The organism is Paenibacillus crassostreae (genome assembly GCF_001857945.1).
GTDB classification, from domain to species: Bacteria; Bacillota; Bacilli; order Paenibacillales; family Paenibacillaceae; genus Paenibacillus_AQ; species Paenibacillus_AQ crassostreae.
This window is the reverse complement of sequence record NZ_CP017770.1, coordinates 3868081-3891655: the sequence shown is the minus strand read 5'-3', so window position 1 is coordinate 3891655 and position 23575 is coordinate 3868081. Positions and strand designations below refer to the sequence as shown.

Below are 23575 nucleotides of genomic sequence, written 5' to 3'. Positions count from 1 at the left end.
CACCTCATAACAGCTTCATTATTCCCATGACTATTAACAATAACGCGGGTATTGCCGCCATATGACGCGTCCAAGATTTTGTCGCGAATCGAAATCCTGTATTCATACCCACTACTAGAAAACTACCGCTAAATAAAGCTATAACTAACGATGTAGACCAAGGAGGGAACCCAAGTAAAGCTGCACCTAGTCCTGCACCTAAGGCATCTAAAGATAATGCAATTCCTAACCACATTGCCTCATACCCCGAGATACTACCTGATTCATCTACATCTGCTGAAGAAGGCGTACGTAATATTTGTATAACTAATCCCATTTTACGAATTTCAAATGAGAATACCTTACGTTCCACGGGAAGAGGAAGCATTTCCTCGATCCTCTTAACATTCCCAGACTCCACCAATGGATCCTTTTCTTTTTGCACAATCATCTGCATCAAAGACCATAATCCCATTACAATAAGAATCATTGCCCCTACAACAGAAGCTACAATTGGAGAAATTAAGTTGGCTAACAGAACTCCAAGCTGCATTGAAATGTAAATAACTACACCTGAAAGAGTGGAAATAATCATGATCGATAACAAGGGGATTTTCAATTTTCTTAATCCATATGTAATCCCCACTCCAAAACTATCCAAACTTACTGCAAAAGACAGCAACATCAGTGCAAGAATGTGACTAAGCACCCTGTTCCCTCCCAATCTCGAATGGATCATCAGATCATCCAATCTGAACTCATCCACTACGGTCGATATATCCTCCGTTATTATATGGAGTAAGAATCGAGGGGTGCACATTCTTTTACTTCTATATCTCTTGACACTTCGGACAAAAATGAGTTCCTCTTCCACCTACGACTGTTTTCTCAATCAGGGCGCTACATTTCACACAGGGTTTTCCTTGCCGGCCATATACTTGTAGCTGTTGTTGAAACATCCCCATCTCCCCTTGTCCATTCACATAAGATTTGATGGAGGATCCTCCCGCTTCAATGGACTCTGACAACGTATTAACTATGGCATGATGCAATTTCTCAATTTGCTTGTCCTCTAAAGAACCAGCATTTAGTTCAGGATGGATCCCTGCCTTAAATAAAGATTCATCCACATAGATATTCCCAATCCCAACAATATATACCTGGTTCAGAAGAACAGATTTAATTTTTGTCTTCTTTCCGTTTAATATCATCTTTAATTTCTCTTTGGTAAAAGACTCATCTAATGGCTCTATCCCTAGCTTGGACAAAGGGAGATTTATTAATTCCTCTCCTGCTCCAAACAAATGCATCGTCCCAAATTGCCGAACATCTTTATATCGAAGTTCTGTTCCATCATTGAAATGAAAAATAACATGTGTATGCTTCTCTACAGGGTCCTGACTTGAGAAAAGCCCATATCTTCCTTCCATCCGCAAATGGGATACAAGTACAAGACCATCCAACAGAATACGCAGAAATTTCCCGCGACGTTCTACACCTTGAATGGTATGTCCAGCGAGCAAAAAACTAAATTCTTCTATATCATCAGGGCGCTGGATAATTCGCGCCAAATGAACACTTACATGATCAATTATTTTATCTTTAATCAATAAATTTAACGTATTTTTGACGGTCTCAACTTCTGGCAATTCCGGCATTATGTTCTCACCTCTATCCCATTATAACGGAATTGTAACCGATTTGGGTACTATTTAGCTTCATACCAGTTGCTACCAAAACTCACTTCTGCATTAAGCGGCACAACCAGTTGAAGGGCTTTAGACATGATCTCGGGAACAAGTACTTTCATCAGCTCAAGCTCATCCTCGGGAACCTCAAAAACTAATTCATCATGTACTTGAAGAAGCATACGACTCTTTAATTGTTTGTCTGAAAGTGCCTTATCCATATGTACCATAGCAAGTTTAATGATATCTGCTGCGGTACCTTGAATAGGTGTATTCATAGCCATTCGTTCTGCGAATGATCGAAGATTAAAATTACTTGCATTAATTTCTGGTAGATACCTTCTTCTTCCCAAGAGCGTCGTGACATAACCATTCTCTTTCGCTTCCTTCACGATATCACTCATATATTGTTTAACACCTTGGAATATTGCAAAGTATTGCTCAATAAATTGTGAAGCTTCTTTCCGAGTAATATTAAGATTCTGCGATAATCCATAATCACTGATTCCGTATACAATTCCGAAGTTTACTGCCTTAGCAGAACGACGCATATTAGAGTCCACCTCTTCCGGTTTTACTCCGAATACATCCATAGCTGTTTTTGTATGAATGTCCATATCTTGAAGAAATGCTTCAATTAATCGTTCATCATTAGAGATATGCGCCAATACACGTAATTCTATTTGTGAATAATCGGCAGCCAAGATGGACCAGCCAGATTCAGAAGGAACAAATACTTTACGGATTTTACGGCCTTCTTCAAGACGAATCGGAATATTCTGCAGATTTGGAAATTGGCTACTTAATCGACCTGTGGCTGCAATCGTCTGCCGATAATACGTATGCACTTTTCCAGTCTTCGGAGAAATCTCCTTAAGTAACCCTTCGACATATGTTGATTGTAATTTCGCAAGCGTGCGATATTGCAGGATATGTTGTACGATCTCGTGATAAGGGGCTAATTTTTCAAGCACCTCAGCGTCAGTTGAGAATCCAGTTTTCGTCTTTTTGACAACAGGCAGACCTAGTTTCACGAACAGAATCTCACCTAATTGTTTTGGAGAGTTGATGTTAAATTTCCCATCTGCAATACGATATATGTCTTCCTCAAGTTGGTGAATCTGACTCTCAAACTCCTTACCAAGTTCTTGCAAATCCTTCGTATAAACTTCGATCCCCTGCTTCTCCATATCTGCAAGAATACGTGATAATGGCATCTCCAGATCATGGAATAAAGACTTCATTTCATTCTTCTCTAATTCTTCTTCTTGCTTCGGAATGATACTGAGAACTGTAGCTGACTTACGTGCTAAATGGTTACTCAATACTTCGATCTCAGGCACCTTATATTTCGCACCTTTACCAAATATATCTTCTTCAACAACTAATGAGGATAAACCATATTTTGCAGCAAGTGCACTTATTGTCTGATTAGATTCGGTTGGATCGAGCAAATACGCCGCAAGTTGAACATCAAATGTAACTCCTGCGAAAGGAATCTCATGCCAATGCAGTGCGAGATCCATCCGGTGTAAGTCATACCCGCGCTTCGGATACGCAGGATCTTGCAACCAGTTCAGAATAGGTGCGGCATGATCTGTTTTGAATAGATCAAATGGGACATAATCATGATGTTCTTCCGATGAGAACACAACACCAATAATTTCTGCGCGGTGTGGGTTTTCTCCATAAGTCTCCACGTGTAATACTTTGACTTGTGGAAGACGTGAAATAAATTCTTTTATATTATCTTCATTAATTACTGTTACTTCTACATTCAGAGTAGGTTGTTTAGCAATACCATCTTCTAGTCCTGCTTCACCAGATAAAGATAGACGCTCAAGCATAGACTTAAATTCTAATTTGGCTAACGCTGGACCCGAAGTATCTGGATTAAAACCATTGAACACCATCTCATCCAATGTCTTGTCCAATACGACTTCACGATATATCGTTGCCAGTTTCTTACTTAGCACCGCATCATCCGCATGAGTCTCAATCTTTTCCTTCATTTTCCCCTTTAACTCATGTATATTGGCTAGAACATCTTCTACTGAGCCAAATTGATGCAGAAGCTTAAGAGCAGTTTTCTCACCCACACCTGGGACACCAGGAATATTATCCGATGTATCGCCCATGAGTCCTTTCAAGTCTGTAATCTGATGAGGTTTAAGCCCATATCTTTCATGAATTTGCTCTGGATTGTATATTTCAATCTCAGTAACACCTTTTCGAGTCAATCCAATCTCAACATGTTCCGAAGCCAATTGGAACATATCCTTATCCCCTGATATCACTAATACTTCCTGACCAGCTTGCTCAGCTTCTTTCGAAATGGTACCAATGATATCATCAGCTTCATATCCGCTCAATTCATACTGTGCAATTCCTAATCCCTGTAATAACTCCTTTAACAAAGGAAACTGTTCAGACAATTCATGTGGAGTTTTGTTACGTCCACCTTTATATTCTTTGTAACTTTCATGTCGGAATGTAATTTTACCCGCATCAAAGGCAACCATCATATGTGTTGGCTTATGATCCTCAATGATCCGCAATAACATATTCGTAAATCCATATACTGCATTCGTATGCCAACCTTTAGTGTTCGTAAGTGGCGGCATTGCAAAAAAAGCACGGTAAATAATACTATTGCCATCTATAAGAATTAGCTTATCCATAATACACCATCCCTTTATACAACTTTCTTTTCTCATAATACCATATGAACCCGTTTTCGAGAAAAAAGCACCGACAATATTGTCGGTGCTTCAAGATTATTTATTATTGATTCAGATCGGGTCTCGTTCCTGTTACCAGGTAAATAACACTTTCCCCAATATTTGTTGCGTGGTCAGCGATCCGTTCAATGTAGCGGCCTACTAACGTTAGTAACATCACTTGAGGAGTAGATTCAGGTTGATTTGATATAAATTCATATAATTCAGTAATCATCTGTCCATATAAATGATCAACTTCATCATCATCCTGAGCCATTTTTAAGGCTAGATCTGTATTCTCATCAAGATATGAAGTAATAGCTTCCGTGATCATAACTTTAACGATTTCCGACATATTGGGAATATCAACAAGTGGTTTAATTAAAGTTTGACCTTGAATACGGAGTGCTACTTTCGCAATATCCAATGCAAGATCTCCCATACGTTCCAAGTCACTAGATATTTTGAAAGCAACGATAATACGACGTAGATCTTTGGCCACAGGTTGCTGTGTAACAATTAAGCGCGACCCAATATCCATAATCTGATCTTCCATTGCATTGAGTAATATATCATTTTTAACGATATTCTGTGCTTTTTCTACATTCTGAGTATGCAATGCTGAAATCGCTCCATCTAGAGCATCAATCACATGTTCACCCATTTTTTTTAACAATGTACGTAATTCTTCTAAGTCCTGATCTAATCCTATTCTCCGAATCATCTGTCCTTATCCTCCTATCAGTAACCCCTATTCTTAACCGAATCTACCAGAAATATAATCTTCTGTTCGTGAATCATGCGGATTAGTGAACAGAATATTGGTTTCATTCGACTCCACGACTTCCCCATTTAGAAAAAATACCGTCTGCCCAGATACGCGTGCTGCTTGATGCATATTATGAGTAACCATGACTATAGTATAACTTTCCTTCAATTCCTGAATTAACTCTTCAATCTTGAGTGTCGAGATTGGATCCAAGGCTGATGTCGCTTCATCCATTAACAAAATATCTGGTTGTACTGCCAGTGCTCGAGCAATACATAACCGTTGTTGTTGTCCTCCAGAAAGGCTAAGTGCAGAGCGTTTTAAATAATCTTTCACTTCATCCCAGAGTGCTGCTTGGTGCAAACTTTGTTCTACAATTTGATCAAGTTCTGCTTTTTGAGTTACGCCATGCAGACGAGGACCATAAGCAATATTATCATATATTGATTTTGGAAATGGATTAGGTTGCTGGAACACCATGCCTATTTGCTTACGCAGGGATTCGACCTCAACATCTTCACCGTATATTTCTTTGCCATTAATTTGAACAGAACCTTCAATTCGAGTTCCTGAGATCATATCATTCATGCGGTTTAATGTACGTAATAATGTGGATTTACCACAACCAGAAGGTCCAATAAATGCTGTAATCATCTTCTCTGGAATCGTAAGATCAACATTTTTTAGAGCATGGAAGTCTTCATAGAATAAATTCAATTGCTTAATATGGATAATATCTTCCATTTAATATACTGTCTCCTTATCTCTACGTGGAATACCCTAATATCATACCTTTTTTATGTAAACACAGTGCCTCACAATTGTAAACTCCATGTAAATTCTAATAATCAGACTAATACCTGAGTTATCACATTATATTCCCAAGCTAGCCTTTACTATTAAAATTAATAATATACTGTTCTTCTATTGTCAAAAGAAGGAAGGGCCCTCATTTCAGATTAAATGAGGCGTGCTTTTCTTCTTATTCACAACTAATTTATACCCTACACCACGAATTGAATCAATGTGTACTGAATCAGGGTCAAGTTCTAACTTTTTGCGTAGTGAACTCACATGCACATCTACCGTTCGTTGCCCACCTATATAATCAAATCCCCATACCTCATTCATTAGGTCATCTCTGGTAAGCACAACTCCAGGTTTACGAGCAAGATACAATAACACTTCGAACTCTTTGGGACGTAAATTAATACTAATTCCGCCTAAGGTTACTTCATATTTCTCTGGGAATATCTCCAATTGACCTAGTGATATCGTTGATGCTGAACTTTGTGTTGTTGGAATAATTTCTTCATTCTTACCTGACACACGTCTCATAACAGCACTAACTCTTGCCAACAATTCAGATACTCCAAAAGGTTTTGTAATGTAATCATCCGCACCCGATTTGAGACCTTGAACAACTTCTTCTTCAGCATTCTTAGCGGTTAGAATGATAATAGGTGTCACAATCCCCTGAGCCCGTAGTTTACTTAGTATATCGATTCCATTCATTCCTGGAAGCATGAGGTCCAGTAGTATTAGATCAAAAGATTCTCCAGATGCTCGTTCATATCCTGCTGTTCCATGATCCTCCACTGTTACATCATATCCTTCTTGCGTTAAATTATAGGATAATAGTCGGGCCAACGTCGGCTCATCTTCAATGACCAATAATCGTTGTGGCATGTGGGACCCCCATTTCATATATCTCATTATATAAAAAGATTTTTTATTATCATACCATTGAAATGTTAACAGGGTGTAAAATGCATAGAATCATTTAATGTGAATCATCTTGAAGCATCGGTAATTCAATTGTAAAAGCTGAACCGATATTCCATTCACTTTCAACCGTCACTGTACCACGATGTAAATCAACTAAATGTTTTACAATAGAAAGACCCAATCCCGTTCCACCTGAGAATCTTGAACGAGCTTTGTCCACTCTATAGAACCGTTCGAATATTCTTGGCAAGTCCTTTTTAGGTATTCCTAATCCCGTGTCAGAGACAGTAAATTGTATTCTTTCACGACCTTCATCATCTTCCAAATGCCTAACTGTTACTTTCACCTTACCTCCCTCTTGCGTATAATTAACAGCATTGGATAGGAGATTCATAAATATTTGTTTTAACTTATCCTCATCCGCCTCAATAAATAACTCTGCGGGAACATCAGATTGAAGACTAATTTTCTTCTTTTCTGCTACAAAGCTCATAGTCTCGAACATCGATTCAAAGAACGATGATATATGAACAGGTGAACAATCCATAGCAATATTTTTCTGTTCAATTTTTGAGAGATCTAGAATATCACTAATAAGTCTATTCAATCTTTCACTCTCATCATAGATAATCTGAAGAAAAGAACGCGCTGTCTTCTCATCAGTCACCCCACCTCCAAGTAATGTTTCAGCGAATCCTCTAACTGCTGCGATCGGTGTTTTCAACTCATGTGAGACATTGGTAACAAATTCACTTCTCATATTCTCCAATCTTCGGATTGCCGTTATATTCTGCAGTAAGAATAACATTCCTTTATAGGAACCTTCCTCCTCGAACATTGGGATACCATCTACACGCATCATTATATCCACAGGATAATATAAATTTCTCTCTTCATGAATCGTCTTTCGTAGTGCTAATCCTTCCTTTAAAAGCTTCATTAATTCATAATGCTCTTTCATCTCATAATAGGGTTTACCTGTAACCTGTCCAGCCTTAACTTTAAGCATTTCTTCAGCCGCTCGATTAATCACGGCAATATTGCCTTTGGCATCAATTAATAGAATTCCACTAGTCATATTATCTTGTACACTCTGAATTAAATCTTCATTATCGCGAATTGTTTTCAGTTGATTCTGTAAACTATCTGCCATCGCATTTATGGCTCTCCCCAATTGCCCAACTTCATCATTTCGTTCAATTTGCAATCGAGCATCATAATCCTGATGTGAGATACGTCTAGCAACCTTAATTATCTGTTCTAACGGCGAAGTCATATTCGCAGCCATACGAAAACTAACAATTGCAGCTACTAGAAATAGAATAAATAAGAATATGATCATGAGCTTCCAACCTTGATGAAGACCCTCTTCAATAGACGATAGACTAACAGACAATCGAATAAATCCATCAAAGTCATTTCCCACTTTTATAGGTGTGGCTACATATAACATATTTTGCTCGAGTGAGTTACTGTATCTTATAACTCTTCCAATCCCATTATCCCTAGCAGATACAATTTCTTCTCTATCGTTATGGTTATCCATGATTAACGGATCTTTCTCTGAATCCCCAATTACATCTCCAGTATGATTAATAAAAGTCACACGCGACTCTATTAGGGCTCCTATATCCCTAGCTTCTTGCGAGTAATACATCAAAGAATCTTCATCCTCAGTTGAACGAAAGTCCATTGTATTACTAATTAGTTTTATTTCCCGGGCCATATTCTCTTCTAGAATGGCGATATGTGATTCCTTGAATACCTTCGCCATAGAAAAGCCTGCTACGATCATCGTAAGCCCCACCATAAGCATTAATATCATTGACAATTTCGAGCGAAAGGACTTCATTTAAAATACTCCTTTAAAGTAATAATATTTGTTTATCCTACTTTGATTTGCTCTTGGTTACCGTGTATATCTATCGTTTCTACTTCTTCAACAGGCAACCGTCTATTAAGGAAAGCGTGAAATAGTGTAGCTATAGGTTGTTGTACCATAATGCCTAAGACCACTGGCACGGAGGCTCGAGGTGAAAAATAGCTCATAGCTAATACTAACCCAAGCGATATATTACGCATTCCCGCCGCATACGACAGTGTGGCCTTTAATTCTCTGCCGGAATTTCGCAAAAGATTAACGCCATAGTACCCAAGGATATAACCCACTAACACAATAATGATCACCGCAGGAATAACAATCATCATATCATTCTTCAATTGATAGAGATGTGGTGCGATGGCAGCAGCATTCAGCATAACAACTAAAGTAAACCCCACTTTAGATAAGGGCACCGCTATTGGTGAAGTGAACTTTTTAATCTTACCTTTCGAAATCTCATATAATGTCACACCAATCACAGTTGGGAGTACAACAATAACTGATAGGTCTTTCATAAGACTCACACTATCAAATGCTACCTGCGTTCCAAAAAAAACCTCAATGAGCATAGGAACTACAAATGGACTAAGTGCAGAATCCAAAACAACCAATGCAAGCATCAATGCTACATTTCCATACGACATTCCAACCCACAAAACAGATGAGACCCCAAAAGGAATAATCGTAAATAATACAAGTCCAACGGTATAATCAGAGTAAGCTCCAAACAGTGCCCACCCAAGTCCGTAAGCCAAAATCGGTGCAACAAGATGACTTAATATCAACACTAGTACGATAGGGGCTGGCCGCTTCATAACCCATTTCAAATGACCCAATCCACATCCTAATGCCATTACCAGTGTCACATAACCGAAGAGATAGGGCGACCAAGAAACAAAGGGTAACAACGAGCTACTAAGCAAGAATCCTAAGAATAGCGAACCAGGAATAATTAGAAACATATATTTTTCATACCATTGTGTAAAAATCTCACTCCACTTTCTCATCTAGATAGCACCTCTCTAACCCTGTTTATCATTCTTCATCACTTACTAATTTTCTATTGGTATAATAATACCATATGAAGAATAATCCGAAAGAAGTTATTTCAACAAGCATAAACGCCTTCGGCGTCCTTATAAGGACGGTAAGTGTTTAAGCGAGAAATATAAGAAAGTATAGCGTAAAATTTATACTTTCTTATATTTTGAAAAGACCCTCACACCGTTGATTCGGGTAAGGGCCTATATCATTGACTTAACCGTTAACCACTTCTCCACCATTGACATGAATAACTTGTCCACTTACATAAGATGAATCATCTGAAGCTAGATACACATATGCAGGTGCTACCTCATCGGGTTGTCCTGGCCTTTTCATCGGTTGTGAAGCACCGAACTGACTTACTTGATTCGCATCAAAGGTAGAGGGAATGAGCGGAGTCCAGATTGGACCTGGCGCTACACCATTAACACGAATTCCCTTCTCTACAAGATTCATAGCAAGCGAACGAGTAAAACTTACAATCGCTCCTTTAGTCGAAGAATAATCGATAAGCATTGGATTTCCTTTATATGCGGTTATTGAAGCGGTATTAATAATCGTACTTCCCTTTTTTAGATGTGCGACAGCCGCTTTTGTCATGTAAAACATGCTAAATATATTGGTTCGAAACGTTCGCTCCAATTGTTCACTCGTAATATCCTCAATATTCTGTTGTGGATGTTGTTCAGCTGCATTATTCACTAGAATATCCAATTTTCCGTATTCCTGAATAGTTTGTTTAACTGCATCCTTACACCATAGTTCATCACCAATATCCCCCGCTATCAATAGACATTTACGCCCTTCTTGTTCCACTTGTCTTCTAGTATCCTTAGCATCACCATGTTCATTCAAATACAAAATGGCTACATCAGCACCTTCTTTTGCAAAAGTAACAGCTATTGCCTTTCCAATCCCACTGTCTCCCCCTGTAATGATCGCAATCTTCCCTGTCAATTTCCCAGCAGATTTATAGCTAGATGATTCGAATTCAGGAAGGGGCCTCATTGCACTTTCCACACCAGGTTGCTGATTCTGGTGTTGTGGGGGTAATGTATTGATGTCTTGTTGTTTATTCGTCATCCTTCATCCTCCATACTTAATTATTCCTTCTTAGGATGGCATAATCGGGATTAACTATTCTTTTATGTACAGATACCAAGCAGAAACGGTTTTTCAAAAAAAAAAAAGAATACCCTGTTAGAAAAACAGAGTACTCTCCATACTTACCATTAAATGATCTGATTATATACCATAAAGAAAATCATCACTAGCATACAAACCGCAAGCAAAGAACTCATCATGCGTAATTTACTAAGTTCAGCTGAGATATCCTTATTTTGTTTAATGCTAGCAATAGCAAGTTTTAATGGTTTGCTCATCATTCCACTTACTGCAAACAAAGCAAGGACAAGTACAATCACGATAACCATCCAAGCTACAGAATAATCACCCTGACTCATTAAATAACCACCTGTAATGAACTGGATTAATAAGCCGATTTGAGCAATAACATTAAAACTACGAATTGCAACAGTACTTCCTTCTTTTGCCGCCAGTGATAATGTAGTCATTTTTGCCACTACGAAAGGTAGTAGTAGATAGAATCCAACCGATAGCGCACCTAAAATATGTACAAAATACATAATCATACCCAATGAAATAACCTCCTTGATTTTAAATGTGATCTTTGTCATATTAATTATACTTAATATAACATAGAAATGAAAGAAACCTCTTGCTGTGATAAAGCAATAAGGTTTCTTTCTTCATAACTTCGACACAACTATCAGTTCCTAATCCTCGTTGATTACCTTTAGTATCAAATACTTACTATAGATATAACATTTCGGACAGACTCGGCTGACTTATCTAAGGCAATCTTCTCTTCAGCAGTTAAATCCAAATCAAAAATCCGTTCAATCCCATTCCCGCCTAAGATTGTTGGAACACCCATAAATAGATGATCATATCCATACTCTCCTTCAAGCAGCGCAATAACAGGAACAATCCGTTTCTTATCTTTCAAAATAGCTTCAGTCATTTGTACCAAAGAGGCTGCAGGTGCATAATACGCACTTCCATTTCCAAGTAGATTGACGATTTCACCACCACCCATACGTGTGCGCTGAACGATTTCTTGAATTCGCTCTGGGCTGATCAATGTATCGATAGGAATCCCGCCAACACTAGAATATCTCACAAGTGGTACCATGTCATCGCCATGACCACCCATTACGAATCCACGTACATCCTCTACTGATACATTTAATTCTTGTGCGATGAACGTACAATAACGAGCTGTATCAAGTACACCCGATTGGCCTATGACCCGATTCTTAGGGAATCCAAGTGACTTGTAAGCAACATAAGTCATAGCATCGACAGGATTACTAAGAATAATAACAATCGCATTAGGAGCATAGGCCTTTATATTCTCACAGACCGACTTCACGATCCCAGCATTTGTGTTCACAAGATCATCACGACTCATTCCAGGTTTACGAGCAATACCCGCGGTAATGATCACAACATCAGCATCAGCAGCATCTTTATAGTTAGAAGTACCAGTAATTTGACTATCGAACCCTTGCACAGGACTAGCTTCCATCATATCAAGCGCTTTACCTTTAGTCGGATTCTCTAGTTGTGGAATATCAATAAGTACCACATCACCAAGTTCCTTCTGCGCTAACATGAGTGCAGTAGATGCTCCTGTAAATCCAGCACCTACTATAGCTATTTTATTACGTCTTAATCCCATGAATTGTTGATCCTCCATAAATTACATATTTTTAATAACTTCGTTTGCAAACTCCGAACATTTAACTTCGGTTGCACCGTCCATTTGACGAGCGAAATCATAAGTAACAATTTTATGGTTAATCGATGTCTCCATCCCTTTATAAATAAGATCTGCTGCTTCTTTCCATCCCAAATGTTCTAGTAACATAACACCAGATAGAATAACCGAACCTGGATTAACAAGATCTTTATCTGCATATTTCGGAGCTGTACCATGAGTAGCTTCAAAAATAGCATGTCCTGTTACATAGTTGATGTTTGCTCCTGGAGCAATACCAATCCCTCCAATTTGTGCTGCTAATGCATCTGATAAATAATCACCATTCAAGTTAAGTGTCGCAATGACATCAAAATCAGTTGGACGTGTTAAAACCTGTTGTAAAGCGATATCCGCAATAGCGTCCTTAACGATGATCTTACCTTCAGCTTCCGCAGCCTTCTGCGCTGCATTCGCTGCATCTTCACCATCTTTTTCCTTAATAATATCGTATTGAGCCCAAGTGAATACTTTATCACCGAATTCTTGTTCAGCTACTTCATATCCCCAGTTCTTAAATGCACCTTCAGTGAACTTCATGATATTACCTTTATGAACAATCGTTACACTCTTACGTCCGTGTTCAATCGCATATTCAACTGCTGCCCGAACTAAACGTTTGGAGCCTTCCTCAGATACAGGTTTGATACCAATTCCTGATGTCTCAGGGAAACGAATTTTATTCACTCCCATTTCATCTTGTAGGAATTTGATCAATTTCTTCACCTCGTCTGAACCTTCTTGATATTCAATTCCTGCATAGATATCTTCTGTGTTCTCACGGAAAATAACCATATCTACAAGTTCAGGACGTTTAACCGGAGAAGGAACCCCTTTGAAATAGCGAACTGGACGTAAACATACATACAGATCTAGTTCTTGACGTAATGCGACGTTCAATGAACGAATTCCTCCACCAATCGGTGTAGTCAAAGGTCCTTTTATCGCTACAATGTATTCACGAATAGCTTCAAGTGTATCATTAGGCAACCATTCTCCATACTCATTAAAAGCTTTTTCTCCTGCAAATACTTCATACCATGCGATTTTCTTAGAACCACCATAAGCCTTATCTACTGCAGCATCAAGTACACGTTTAGATGCTTTCCAGATATCGCGTCCTGTTCCATCCCCTTCAATAAACGGAATAATTGGAAAGTTAGGAACGTTTAGAACGCCATCTTGAATCTCAATCTTGTCACCCTCGGTTGGTAATGCGTATTTTTCAAGTTTAAACATGTATTGTATCCTCCTAAAAGTTTTTTGTAGCATTACATCATAGATTATACTTCGTAAAAAAACTTACATCGGAAGCATAAACTTAGTTTTTTGTAGCATTACATCATAGATTATACTTCGTAAAAAAACTTACATCGGAAGCATAAACTTAGTTTTTTATAGCATTACATCATAGATTATACTTCGTAAAAAAACTTACATCGGAAGCATAAACTTAGTTTTTTAGCGTTACTTCATAACTGATCAAGTGATATGTAATTATGCACGTAGTTCCAATTGAATGTACTTTTGTTCATGCAACCCTACGTATTCTGCGCGCGGTCGTATAATACGATTATCCACCCATTGTTCAAGAATATGTGCTGTCCAACCAGAAGTTCGACTAATTGCAAAAATAGGTGTGAATAATTCACCCTCAATACCAAGTTGTGTATAAACCGAAGCGGAATAGAAATCGACGTTCGGTTTTAAGCCTTTTTGTCCAGTGATCATCTCTTCAATTTTCACAGACATGTTGTATAATTCACTATTATTTTTCATTTCTCCAAGTTCACGTGACATCTTCTGTAAGTATTTCGCACGAGGGTCACCATTCTTATATACTCGATGGCCAAACCCCATAATTTTCTCACGATTGTTTAGCTTTTCTTGAATATATCCTTCGACATGATCAATGTCACCGATTTCCTCTAACATTCTCATGACGGCTTCATTTGCTCCTCCATGTAAAGGGCCTTTTAAGGCACCAATCGCTGAAGTAACTCCTGAATACATATCTGAAAGTGTAGCTACAGTAACACGAGCTGCGAATGTAGATGCGTTTAATTCATGATCAGCATGAAGTACGAGTGCCTGATCTAACGCTTTGATAGATATTTCATCTGGTTGCTCACCTCTTAACATATACAGAAAATTCTCTGCTATGGTTACACCTTTCAGAGGTAGAATAGGTTCTTTACCTTCACGGATACGCGAAAGTGCCGCTACGATTGTAGGCAATTGTGCTTGTAATTTAATTGCCTTTTTCACATTTGCTGAATGACTCATATCATCCGCGTCTTCATCATACACAGCAAGAGCAGATACAGCAGAACGTAGTGCAGCCATAGTATTCACATTTTTAGGAAATAATTTCATTTGTTCAATTAATAATTGAGGGATTGGCGCAAAAGTATCAAAGTCTACTCTCAGACCGTTCAACTCTTCAGCATTAGGTAACTTACCAAACCATAATAAATACGCTACTTCTTCAAAACTGGCATGCATCGCTAATTCATCGATATCAATGCCACGATATGTAAGAACACCATCCACAATAGAACTGATGGAAGAAGTTGCTGCAACAATGCCTTCAAGTCCTTTGGTAGCTGTCATCGTACGTCTCTCCTTTGAAAAAACATATTTTAAAAGTAGCTAACTAAAAAAATGAAAACATTTACATTTTAAAAAACTAAAATACTATTCTGAGAAATGAACCTTTTATTATCATACTGGATATTGTCTGATATGTGAACAACATCTAAAGTTTTTGTTACATCAAATTGTTTTATCGTATTTATAACCAAATTTTTATTGCTTTATTTTGGGATACATGAATAGTTAATTAAAAACCATCATTATGCAATAGCAAAGCGTATTTACTATACATATTTTAATTTCTGTATACTTTTACATTTCCATTTTTCATTTTATTCTTCAACCATCGTAATATGAAAATACGATAAACTGGACGTGTTAATGGGAATACCATAGTGAAACCTACGAAATCCAAGAAAAACCCAGGTATGACCAAAAGGAACCCACCTATAAAGATGCATAACCCATCAATCAATGTCCTTCCAGGAATCTGCCCATTATTCATCCGGATTCGAGCATCTTCTAATACTTTCTTCCCTTCAAATCTCATCATTACATATCCAATGGCTGAAGTGAATAATGTTAGGAGTAATGCTTTAGCCCCTCCAAAGTTCCCTGCTACCAAATCGAACAAATAAATCTCAAGTATTGCAACTAAAATGATTACTCCCCATACCCATTTCCACATTTCGGCCCCTCCTAAGTAACTCGTTCATACGTTGCTTATAAAGCATAATATATTCACAAAGTAATATCCAGTTTAGTAGAACTGATCTAAATACTTGAAATCATGAAAAAACGACCTAATAAAATTAGGCCGTTGTCTATATATCTAAATTCAGTTCAAATCATTTACATGAATTAACCTTTATTTACAACACTTACCTTAATTAAATTGGTTGAACCTGAACGACCCAATGGAACCCCTGCTGTAATAACAACAATATCTCCATCTTTAACAATACCAGAATTCAAACCACCTTGAACTGCATAATCAAACATTTCATCTGTTGTAGTAGCCAATTGTCCTTTAACAGGAGTTACTCCCCATGTAAGAGCAAGACGACGCATTGTACGGTCTTCTGTTGTTACAGCAACAATTGGAGCCTCTGGACGGTATTTAGCTACTACACGAGCAGTGTGACCTGTCTCAGTTGAAGATATGATCGCTTTTGCATGTAAATCCAATGCTGTAATTGAAACAGCTTGGCTAATCGCTTCAGTGATTGTTGTTTCTTGGAATGTACTTTGTTTAACAAATAGATCACGGTAGTTCAATGCTGATTCTGCTTTCTCAGCAATACGTGCCATTGTAAGAACTGATTCTACAGGATATTTCCCTGCAGCAGTTTCTCCAGACAACATAATTGCATCTGTTCCATCAAAAATTGCATTAGCTACGTCACTTGCTTCAGCACGTGTCGGGCGTGGATTACGTTGCATAGAATCCAACATTTGTGTAGCTGTGATTACCGGTTTACCTGCACGATTTGCTTTTGCAATCATGCTCTTTTGTACCAATGGTACATCTTCAGCAGGAATTTCTGTTCCAAGATCTCCACGTGCAACCATTAAACCGTCAGATACTGCAAGAATTTCATCCAAATTATCGACGCCTTCTTGGTTTTCAATCTTGGAAATAATGTTGATATGTCCAGCCTTATGTTGATTTAGCAATTCACGAATCTCAAGAACATCGCTTGCTTTACGTACAAATGATGCTGCAATAAAATCGATATCTTGTCCAATACCAAATACGATATCAGCAGCGTCTTTTTCTGTGATACCAGGAAGTGAAATACGAACTCCAGGAACGTTAACGCCTTTTTTACTCTTGATCGTACCACCATTAATGATACGGCACTTAATTTCTGTTCCTTTAACTTCAACAACTGTCAAACCAATCAAACCATCATCTATCAAAATAGATGATCCCACTTCTACATCACCAGGAAGGTCGGCATATGTAATTGAAATACGATCTTTATCTCCCAAAATTTCTTCAGTAGTTAATGTAATATATTCATCCTGTACAAGCTCAATTGGTTCAACAGCAAGTTTCCCTGTGCGAATTTCTGGGCCTTTGGTATCCAACAGGATTGCTACCGTCTTTCCTAGCTCTTTAGAAGCTTGACGAATAACATTGATTCGATTTCCGTGCTCATCAAAATCACCATGAGAAAAATTTAAGCGGGCAACATTCATACCTGCTTCAATAAGCTTCTTAATATTTTCTAACGATTCACTTGCTGGTCCGATTGTACATACAATTTTAGTTTTACGCATTATGTTTCCTCCGTTTTTTAAAGATCTCTCTTTATCATCCATTCAACTACTTAATTTACTACATTGCGAACGATTTGTATAGGAAATTCATCATATTAATTATTTGGATTTTCTGTTACACCAACATTTTCTGGTACATTTGTCGATTCAAAGGTGAATTGTCCCAGCTTTCTAAATTTTAAATATCGATCTTCTTTTAGCTCATTCACATCCATGAAAGATAATTCATTCAATTGTCGACATAGACTATCTTTAATGTATTGTGCTGTTAACTCATAATCTTTCTGAGCTCCACCTTGAGGTTCAGGAATAATTTCTTCGATGACTTCGAAATCCAATAAATCTTGGGCAGTAATCTTCATTGCTTCAGCCGCTTGATCCGCTCGAGTCGCATCCTTCCATAATATAGACGCTGCGCCATTAGGAGAAATAACAGAATAAATGGCATGTTCTAACATTAAGACGCGATTACCCACAGCCATACCAAGCGCTCCACCACTACCACCTTCTCCAATAATTACACATATCACCGGAACACCCAACACTGACATCTCTCTAAGATTCCGAGCTATAGCTTCAGATTGACCTCTCTCTTCAGCAGTATTTCCAGGATAAGCACCTTTGGTATCAATAAATGTAATAATCGGGCGTCTAAACTTCTCAGCTTGCTTCATAAGCCTTAGTGCTTTTCTAAATCCTTCAGGATGTGCACTCCCAAAGAATCTTGCAATATTATCTTTAGTGTCTTTGCCTCGTTGCTGACCCAATACCGTTACTGGGACGCCATTCAAATTAGCTATTCCCCCAACAACAGCAAGATCATCACCAAATAAACGATCTCCGTGCAATTCAACGAAGTCAGTAAAAATACGTTCAATTAAGTCTAACGATGTTGGACGTTGTTGATGTCTTGCAAGATGCATTTTTTGTGGTGCAGTTATGTTAGAATAGATTTCCTCTTCTAACTTCTTATATCTTTCCTCAAGTCTAATAACCTCATCCGTGAAATCAATGCCCTTTTCTTGACCAAACACTTTTAATTCATCAATCTTTTTGCGCATCTCTACAAGAGGCAGTTCAAAAGGTAATTCTCCAGCCATTTAAACTCCCTCCTTTACCGTATGAAATTCAATGAGCTTAGCAAGCATCCCGCGTAATTCCTTACGGTGAATAACTAAATCTAATTGTCCATGTGCCATGTTATATTCGGCTGTTTGGAAATCATCTGGAAGCTTCTGCCGAATGGTCTGCTCAATAACAATTCTCCCAGCGAATCCAAATACCGCACCTGGCTCAGCTATATTAATATCTCCAAGCGTCGCAAAACTAGCAGAAACACCACCTGTAGTTGGATCGGTAATGACTGAAATATACAGACCACCATCTTCATTAAAACGAGCGAGTGCAGCACTTGTCTTCGCCATTTGCATCAAGCTAAGAATACTCTCCTGCATTCTAGCCCCACCTGAAGTTGAGAAAATGATGAGAGGTAGCCGTCGTTCCATTGCAGTCTCTATAGCTCGTGTTATTTTTTCCCCAACAACCGATCCCATGCTTCCACTAAAAAAGTCAAAACTCATTACAGCAACGACCACCGGATTACCAGCAAGTGTACCTTGTCCGGTAATTACAGCTTCTCGCAAACCTGATTTCATTGCTTGTTGTTCTAATTTCGTTGCATAACCAGGGAAATTCAGCGGATCTACAGAAATCATGTTGCTGTCGAATTCCTCAAACCCTTCGTCGTCAAGGGTCATCTGGATTCTTTCCATTGCATTCAGACGCATATGATGTCCACATGACGCACAAACCTTCAGATTTTTCTCCAGTTCTTTACTGTACTGAATGTTCCCACACTTCGTACATTTGAGCATAAGTCCTTCAGGAATTTCCCGCTTTGGACGCTCCGCGTCAGAGCTATTGTCTCGCCCTATCCGTTCTGAAGGAATGGTCGCGTATTTTCTTTTTTTCTGAAATATATCTTTAAACACAACTACACCTCTTCAGCCGTTTATTTGTTGGCCGATCTTTCCGTTAAACTTCTATTATTATTCATAAAATATTGTATACAATTTAAGAATGCAAAATAGTGTTCAAAACTTCCTGGACCTCTTCAAGCTCCCCAGAAGGTACTTGAATTTCAAATTGTTGCTTGGACAAATTTATCGGACGGGCACGCACCAAAAAACCTTCTTCTGTTAATTTGGCTTGAATCATTTCTGCAATGGATGCAGTGGGTGCAATATAAATAACCGTCCACACTTTCGTATAGCCTCCCACACTCAAGTATTGAGTACTTATAATGAACCCATGATACCATATTTATCTTTTTAACCGCAATACACTCAATGGATATAAATGGTTATTGTTTCACTTCACTCGCACTGTCCCGCTTCCTAACATACTCTCCAACTCTTCGAATAACTTTTGTGATGGTTGAATCCGATATTGATCACTGAGTGCAAGTAACTTCTGGCTCTTTTCATAAAAAAGGATGGTTGCCATTGGACCACGATGCATCTGTAACAATTCTTTCAAACGGACCAATAATTGTCCATTCTCCGCTTGTGGACTTATTTTTATAAATACACGTTGTTCGGCCGTAGATTTCAAGTTATCCTTGTTAACCTTGGGATTACTGAGAGATTCCTGTTTAAGTGGTCCTGAAGTTGGTTCTTTATTGCTTGCTTGTGATTTAGCCCGTCCAGGAAACTTTTCACTACTTGGTTGAACAATACTATTTCTCTTCACCAACTGTTCTAACCCATTGCTATCCAAGGGTATAACTTCCTCCGCCAGAAGCTTGAATCCTTCATCTTGTTGTTGTACTCTCGCTCTTAATCCAAGTAGCGCCCCTTTTTCGATCCATGTGGAACTACGTTTCCACACTTCGGGAAATAAGACAACTTCACAGCGCTCAATCTGGTCTTCACATTCCATGAATGCCATGGCCTTCCCCTGCTTTGTCATGATTGTTTTTATCGATACAACCATACCTACAACAACAACGCGTGCATCATCTGAACGTTCCCCAAGATCCATTAAGCGATCCACACCAGTAATCTGAAGTAACAGATCATCATAGTCATCAAGTGGATGTCCTGAGAGATACAATCCCATCAATTCACGCTCTAACTCTAGTTGTTGACCTACAGTAAACGGAGATATGTCTGGATAGGAAATATCCCAGTTCGCACTCTCTACGAAATCAAACATTTGAATTTGTAGATCATCACGCTCTTTGCGCCATTTCAACGCTGCATCTACCGTTTCGTCTAGCATGGCTAGCTGTTGTGCTCTATGCCCTGGTAAAGAATCAAATGCACCAGCTTGAATAAGTGATTCTATAACTCTTTTGTTACACACCTTAAGATCAATCCGTCTGCAGAAATCGAGAAGACTCTCGAACGGTTTGTCTTGTCTGATCTGAATAATATTCTCAACTGCTTGAGTTCCTACATTCTTTACCGCTCCTAAGCCAAAGCGTATATTACCAGAACTTGCGATTTCATCCTTGTTATCTCCTACTGCTAAATGTACTGGCGTAAACAATACACCACTTTCATTCACATCAGGTGAGAGTATGCCAATGCCCATTCGTCGGCATTCTAGCACATACTCAGCTACTTTACGATGGTTGCCCATGACAGCTGTTAACATCGAAGACATGAATTGATTCGGATAATGCGCTTTTAAGTACGCTGTCTGGAATGCTAATACGCCATAAGCAGCCGCATGTGCTCGTGGAAATCCATAGTCAGCGAACCTTACGATCATATCATAGACCCGGTTAGCTTCTTCTTCGGTGTACCCCTGTTTCAGACTTCCTTCTACAAAATGATCTCGCTCGCGATCCAATACTTCTCGCTTCTTCTTCGATACAGCACGGCGTAATAAATCTGCCTCACCCAGTGAGAATCCTGCCATTGCTGAGGCAATCTTCATGATCTGTTCTTGATAAACGATGATGCCATACGTATCTTGCAAGATAGGCTGTAAGTCTTTATGTGGGTATTCGACCTGCAACAATCCATGTTTCGCTTGAATATATTTTGGAATAAACTCCATTGGGCCCGGACGATAAAGAGCAAGTACAGAAATAATATCTTCAAAACTTGAAGGTTTTAAATCTTTCAGAACACGTCTCATCCCTGCGGATTCCAACTGAAAAACACCCGTTGTTTCACCATGTCCCAACATCTCATACGTCTTCAAATCATCATCGGGTATATGATCGAAATTAGGTGTAATTCCCGTCATTTCCTTAATCCATTTCATCGTTCGTTCAATTATAGAGAGAGTTCTGAGTCCAAGAAAATCCATTTTCAACAAACCAATACTCTCAAGATTCTCCATCGAGTACTGCGTTAGTGCTGTCTTCTCACTCCCTTCTTGCAAAGGAACAACATCTGTCAAAGGATCACGTGATATGATGACACCCGCGGCATGTGTTGAGGAATGTCTTGGCATTCCCTCCACCTTCATTGCCATGTCTAACATATCTCGAGTCTTACCACCAGCATCGTACAACTTCTTAAGATCTTCACTCACTTCTATCGCATGATCTATATGAATGCCAAGTTGGTTAGGAATAAGCTTAGCTGCACGGTCAACCTCCCCAAAGGGAATATTCAACGCCCTACCCACGTCTCTTACAGCAGCTCGAGCAGCCAGTGTACCAAAGGTGATAATCTGTGCTACATGCTCATGACCATACTTATTAACTACATAATCAATAACTTCATCACGACGCTCATCATTGAAATCGATGTCAATATCGGGCATGGTCACACGCTCAGGATTCAAGAACCTCTCAAAGAGTAAGTGATACTTCATTGGGTCCACATTCGTAATTTGCAACACATACGCTACTATACTTCCAGCGGAAGATCCACGGCCAGGACCAGTTGATATCCCATTCTTGTGAGAGAACGCGATGAAATCCCACACAATAAGAAAATAATCAGCAAATCCCATACTCCCAATGACACCAAGCTCATAGGAGAGTCTTTCTTCAATTTCTCGTCTACCCTCTACATCGTTCCATCTATCCGTACTCTCATATCGAGCTACTAGACCTTCTGAACATAATGTATATAAATATTGTTCAGATGTCATTCCATCAGGAATGGGGTTGTACTGTGGCAATATAGAACGATCAAATTCAAGTTCAAGCAAACATTTATCAGCGATTATATTCGTATTCTCAAGCGCTTCTTTAACATATGGAAATAAGCGGGCCATTTCCTCCCCACTTTTGAAATATAACTGATCAGTTGGAATTCGTAGCCGTTGTTCATCATCCACTGTTTTCCCTGTTCCGATACAGATCAGAACATCCTGAACTTCGGCATCTTCACGGTGAAGATAATGAATATCGTTCGTTGCTACTAAGGGAATTCCCGTCTCTTTGCTGAGTTCGATCAGCTGAGGGTTAACCCTCTTTTGATCAGTAAATCCATTATCTTGTAACTCTAAATAGAAATCGTCACCGAATATTTCCTTGTAACGAAGAGCTGCCATGCGGGCATCATCATACCGACCCTGCAATATATATTGAGGAACCTCTCCACCTAAACATGCACTAAGGCATATAATTCCTTCACTATATGTCCGAAGCACTTCTTCATCGATCCGGGGTTTATAATGAAAGCCTTCCAAATGTCCGATTGAACATAATTTCATCAGATTTTGGTAGCCTGTTTTATTTTTTGCTAACAGAATTAAATGATAGGTTGGTTGATCTTTTCTACTACCTTTCTCCTTACGAGATCCCGCAGTGAAATAAACTTCACAACCGATAATGGGCTTGATACCTTTGCTTTTACATGCCTTATAAAACGGTACTGCACCGTACATAACCCCGTGGTCAGTTAAGGCTAATGACTTCATTCCGAATTCATCAGCTTGTTGCACGAGATCCGTAATACGTGCGGCTCCGTCTAGGAGGCTATATTCACTATGAACATGTAGATGCACAAATGAAGTCATGTCCACCCTCCTTTCACCGCAAGTTCAATATTTTAAATAAGTCTTTCACTT

The 23575-nt window shown here is 38.8% G+C and carries 19 protein-coding genes; all 19 read right to left on the bottom strand.

Going from position 1 to position 23575, the window contains the following annotated elements:
* Positions 1-4: 4 nt before the first annotated feature.
* Positions 5-688 carry a sporulation membrane protein YtaF gene (gene ytaF, locus LPB68_RS17940; RefSeq protein ID WP_198402124.1) on the bottom strand — a complete coding sequence of 228 codons (684 nt, stop codon included), beginning with the start codon at positions 686-688 and terminating at the stop codon, positions 5-7.
* A 121-nt stretch (positions 689-809) separates the two neighbouring features.
* Positions 810-1637 carry a DNA-formamidopyrimidine glycosylase gene (mutM, locus tag LPB68_RS17935; RefSeq protein ID WP_068656401.1) on the bottom strand — a complete coding sequence of 276 codons (828 nt, stop codon included), beginning with the start codon at positions 1635-1637 and terminating at the stop codon, positions 810-812.
* 50 nt (positions 1638-1687) lie between these two features.
* Positions 1688-4348 (bottom strand): DNA polymerase I, encoded by a 2661-nt coding sequence (polA, locus tag LPB68_RS17930; RefSeq protein ID WP_068656403.1) that lies wholly within the window; start codon positions 4346-4348, stop codon positions 1688-1690.
* Between the two features lie 103 nt (positions 4349-4451).
* Entirely contained in the window at positions 4452-5111 is a 660-nt protein-coding gene (gene phoU, locus LPB68_RS17925) for a phosphate signaling complex protein PhoU (protein ID WP_068656405.1), read from the bottom strand.
* Between the two features lie 33 nt (positions 5112-5144).
* Entirely contained in the window at positions 5145-5900 is a 756-nt protein-coding gene (gene pstB, locus LPB68_RS17920) for a phosphate ABC transporter ATP-binding protein PstB (RefSeq protein WP_068656407.1), read from the bottom strand.
* 210 nt (positions 5901-6110) lie between these two features.
* Complete coding sequence (locus tag LPB68_RS17915) at positions 6111-6845, bottom strand: response regulator transcription factor (protein WP_068656409.1); 735 nt, start codon at positions 6843-6845, stop codon at positions 6111-6113.
* A gap of 94 nt (positions 6846-6939) precedes the next feature.
* Entirely contained in the window at positions 6940-8736 is a 1797-nt protein-coding gene (gene pnpS, locus LPB68_RS17910) for a two-component system histidine kinase PnpS (RefSeq protein ID WP_068656410.1), read from the bottom strand.
* 32 nt (positions 8737-8768) lie between these two features.
* Complete coding sequence (locus LPB68_RS17905; RefSeq protein WP_068656412.1) at positions 8769-9773, bottom strand: bile acid:sodium symporter family protein; 1005 nt, start codon at positions 9771-9773, stop codon at positions 8769-8771.
* Between the two features lie 250 nt (positions 9774-10023).
* Entirely contained in the window at positions 10024-10893 is an 870-nt protein-coding gene (locus tag LPB68_RS17900) for an SDR family oxidoreductase (protein ID WP_068656414.1), read from the bottom strand.
* A gap of 149 nt (positions 10894-11042) precedes the next feature.
* The gene (locus LPB68_RS17895) at positions 11043-11462 is read right to left on the bottom strand and encodes a hypothetical protein (protein WP_068656715.1); all 420 of its coding nucleotides are present in this window, start codon (positions 11460-11462) and stop codon (positions 11043-11045) included.
* 170 nt (positions 11463-11632) lie between these two features.
* On the bottom strand, positions 11633-12574 hold the full coding sequence (mdh, locus tag LPB68_RS17890) for a malate dehydrogenase (protein WP_068656416.1): 942 nt from the start codon (positions 12572-12574) through the stop codon (positions 11633-11635).
* Positions 12575-12595: 21 nt separating this feature from the next.
* Positions 12596-13891, bottom strand: a complete 1296-nt coding sequence (gene icd / locus LPB68_RS17885) for an NADP-dependent isocitrate dehydrogenase (RefSeq protein ID WP_068656418.1) — start codon at positions 13889-13891, stop codon at positions 12596-12598.
* 258 nt (positions 13892-14149) lie between these two features.
* Positions 14150-15265, bottom strand: coding sequence for a citrate/2-methylcitrate synthase (locus LPB68_RS17880; protein ID WP_068656420.1), 1116 nt, complete (start codon positions 15263-15265; stop codon positions 14150-14152).
* 277 nt (positions 15266-15542) lie between these two features.
* On the bottom strand, positions 15543-15935 hold the full coding sequence (locus tag LPB68_RS17875) for an FxsA family protein (RefSeq protein ID WP_068656422.1): 393 nt from the start codon (positions 15933-15935) through the stop codon (positions 15543-15545).
* A gap of 173 nt (positions 15936-16108) precedes the next feature.
* On the bottom strand, positions 16109-17533 hold the full coding sequence (gene pyk / locus LPB68_RS17870; protein ID WP_068656426.1) for a pyruvate kinase: 1425 nt from the start codon (positions 17531-17533) through the stop codon (positions 16109-16111).
* Positions 17534-17628: 95 nt separating this feature from the next.
* A complete protein-coding gene (locus tag LPB68_RS17865; protein ID WP_068656428.1) occupies positions 17629-18633 on the bottom strand; it encodes an acetyl-CoA carboxylase carboxyltransferase subunit alpha in 1005 nt (334 codons plus the stop codon).
* Complete coding sequence (gene accD, locus LPB68_RS17860) at positions 18634-19524, bottom strand: acetyl-CoA carboxylase, carboxyltransferase subunit beta (protein WP_068656431.1); 891 nt, start codon at positions 19522-19524, stop codon at positions 18634-18636.
* An 82-nt stretch (positions 19525-19606) separates the two neighbouring features.
* Positions 19607-19795 (bottom strand): glutamate decarboxylase, encoded by a 189-nt coding sequence (locus LPB68_RS17855; RefSeq protein ID WP_068656433.1) that lies wholly within the window; start codon positions 19793-19795, stop codon positions 19607-19609.
* Positions 19796-19903: 108 nt separating this feature from the next.
* Positions 19904-23524: a DNA polymerase III subunit alpha gene (locus LPB68_RS17850; RefSeq protein ID WP_068656435.1), complete on the bottom strand. Its 3621-nt coding sequence runs from the start codon at positions 23522-23524 to the stop codon at positions 19904-19906.
* Positions 23525-23575: the final 51 nt, after the last annotated feature.

What these genes read in the sequence shown, in the direction of transcription:
- mutM (WP_068656401.1), bottom strand. Translation starts at nt 1,637, where the DNA reads ATGCCGGAATTGCCAGAAGTTGAGACCGTCAAAAATACGTTAAATTTA.
- pyk (WP_068656426.1), bottom strand. Translation starts at nt 17,533, where the DNA reads ATGCGTAAAACTAAAATTGTATGTACAATCGGACCAGCAAGTGAATCG.
- LPB68_RS17875 (WP_068656422.1), bottom strand. Translation starts at nt 15,935, where the DNA reads ATGTGGAAATGGGTATGGGGAGTAATCATTTTAGTTGCAATACTTGAG.
- LPB68_RS17900 (WP_068656414.1), bottom strand. Translation starts at nt 10,893, where the DNA reads ATGACGAATAAACAACAAGACATCAATACATTACCCCCACAACACCAG.
- LPB68_RS17850 (WP_068656435.1), bottom strand. Translation starts at nt 23,524, where the DNA reads ATGACTTCATTTGTGCATCTACATGTTCATAGTGAATATAGCCTCCTA.
- phoU (WP_068656405.1), bottom strand. Translation starts at nt 5,111, where the DNA reads ATGATTCGGAGAATAGGATTAGATCAGGACTTAGAAGAATTACGTACA.
- LPB68_RS17915 (WP_068656409.1), bottom strand. Translation starts at nt 6,845, where the DNA reads ATGCCACAACGATTATTGGTCATTGAAGATGAGCCGACGTTGGCCCGA.
- polA (WP_068656403.1), bottom strand. Translation starts at nt 4,348, where the DNA reads ATGGATAAGCTAATTCTTATAGATGGCAATAGTATTATTTACCGTGCT.
- mdh (WP_068656416.1), bottom strand. Translation starts at nt 12,574, where the DNA reads ATGGGATTAAGACGTAATAAAATAGCTATAGTAGGTGCTGGATTTACA.
- LPB68_RS17865 (WP_068656428.1), bottom strand. Translation starts at nt 18,633, where the DNA reads ATGGCTGGAGAATTACCTTTTGAACTGCCTCTTGTAGAGATGCGCAAA.
- icd (WP_068656418.1), bottom strand. Translation starts at nt 13,891, where the DNA reads ATGTTTAAACTTGAAAAATACGCATTACCAACCGAGGGTGACAAGATT.
- LPB68_RS17905 (WP_068656412.1), bottom strand. Translation starts at nt 9,773, where the DNA reads ATGAGAAAGTGGAGTGAGATTTTTACACAATGGTATGAAAAATATATG.
- pnpS (WP_068656410.1), bottom strand. Translation starts at nt 8,736, where the DNA reads ATGAAGTCCTTTCGCTCGAAATTGTCAATGATATTAATGCTTATGGTG.
- LPB68_RS17880 (WP_068656420.1), bottom strand. Translation starts at nt 15,265, where the DNA reads ATGACAGCTACCAAAGGACTTGAAGGCATTGTTGCAGCAACTTCTTCC.
- LPB68_RS17895 (WP_068656715.1), bottom strand. Translation starts at nt 11,462, where the DNA reads ATGATTATGTATTTTGTACATATTTTAGGTGCGCTATCGGTTGGATTC.
- pstB (WP_068656407.1), bottom strand. Translation starts at nt 5,900, where the DNA reads ATGGAAGATATTATCCATATTAAGCAATTGAATTTATTCTATGAAGAC.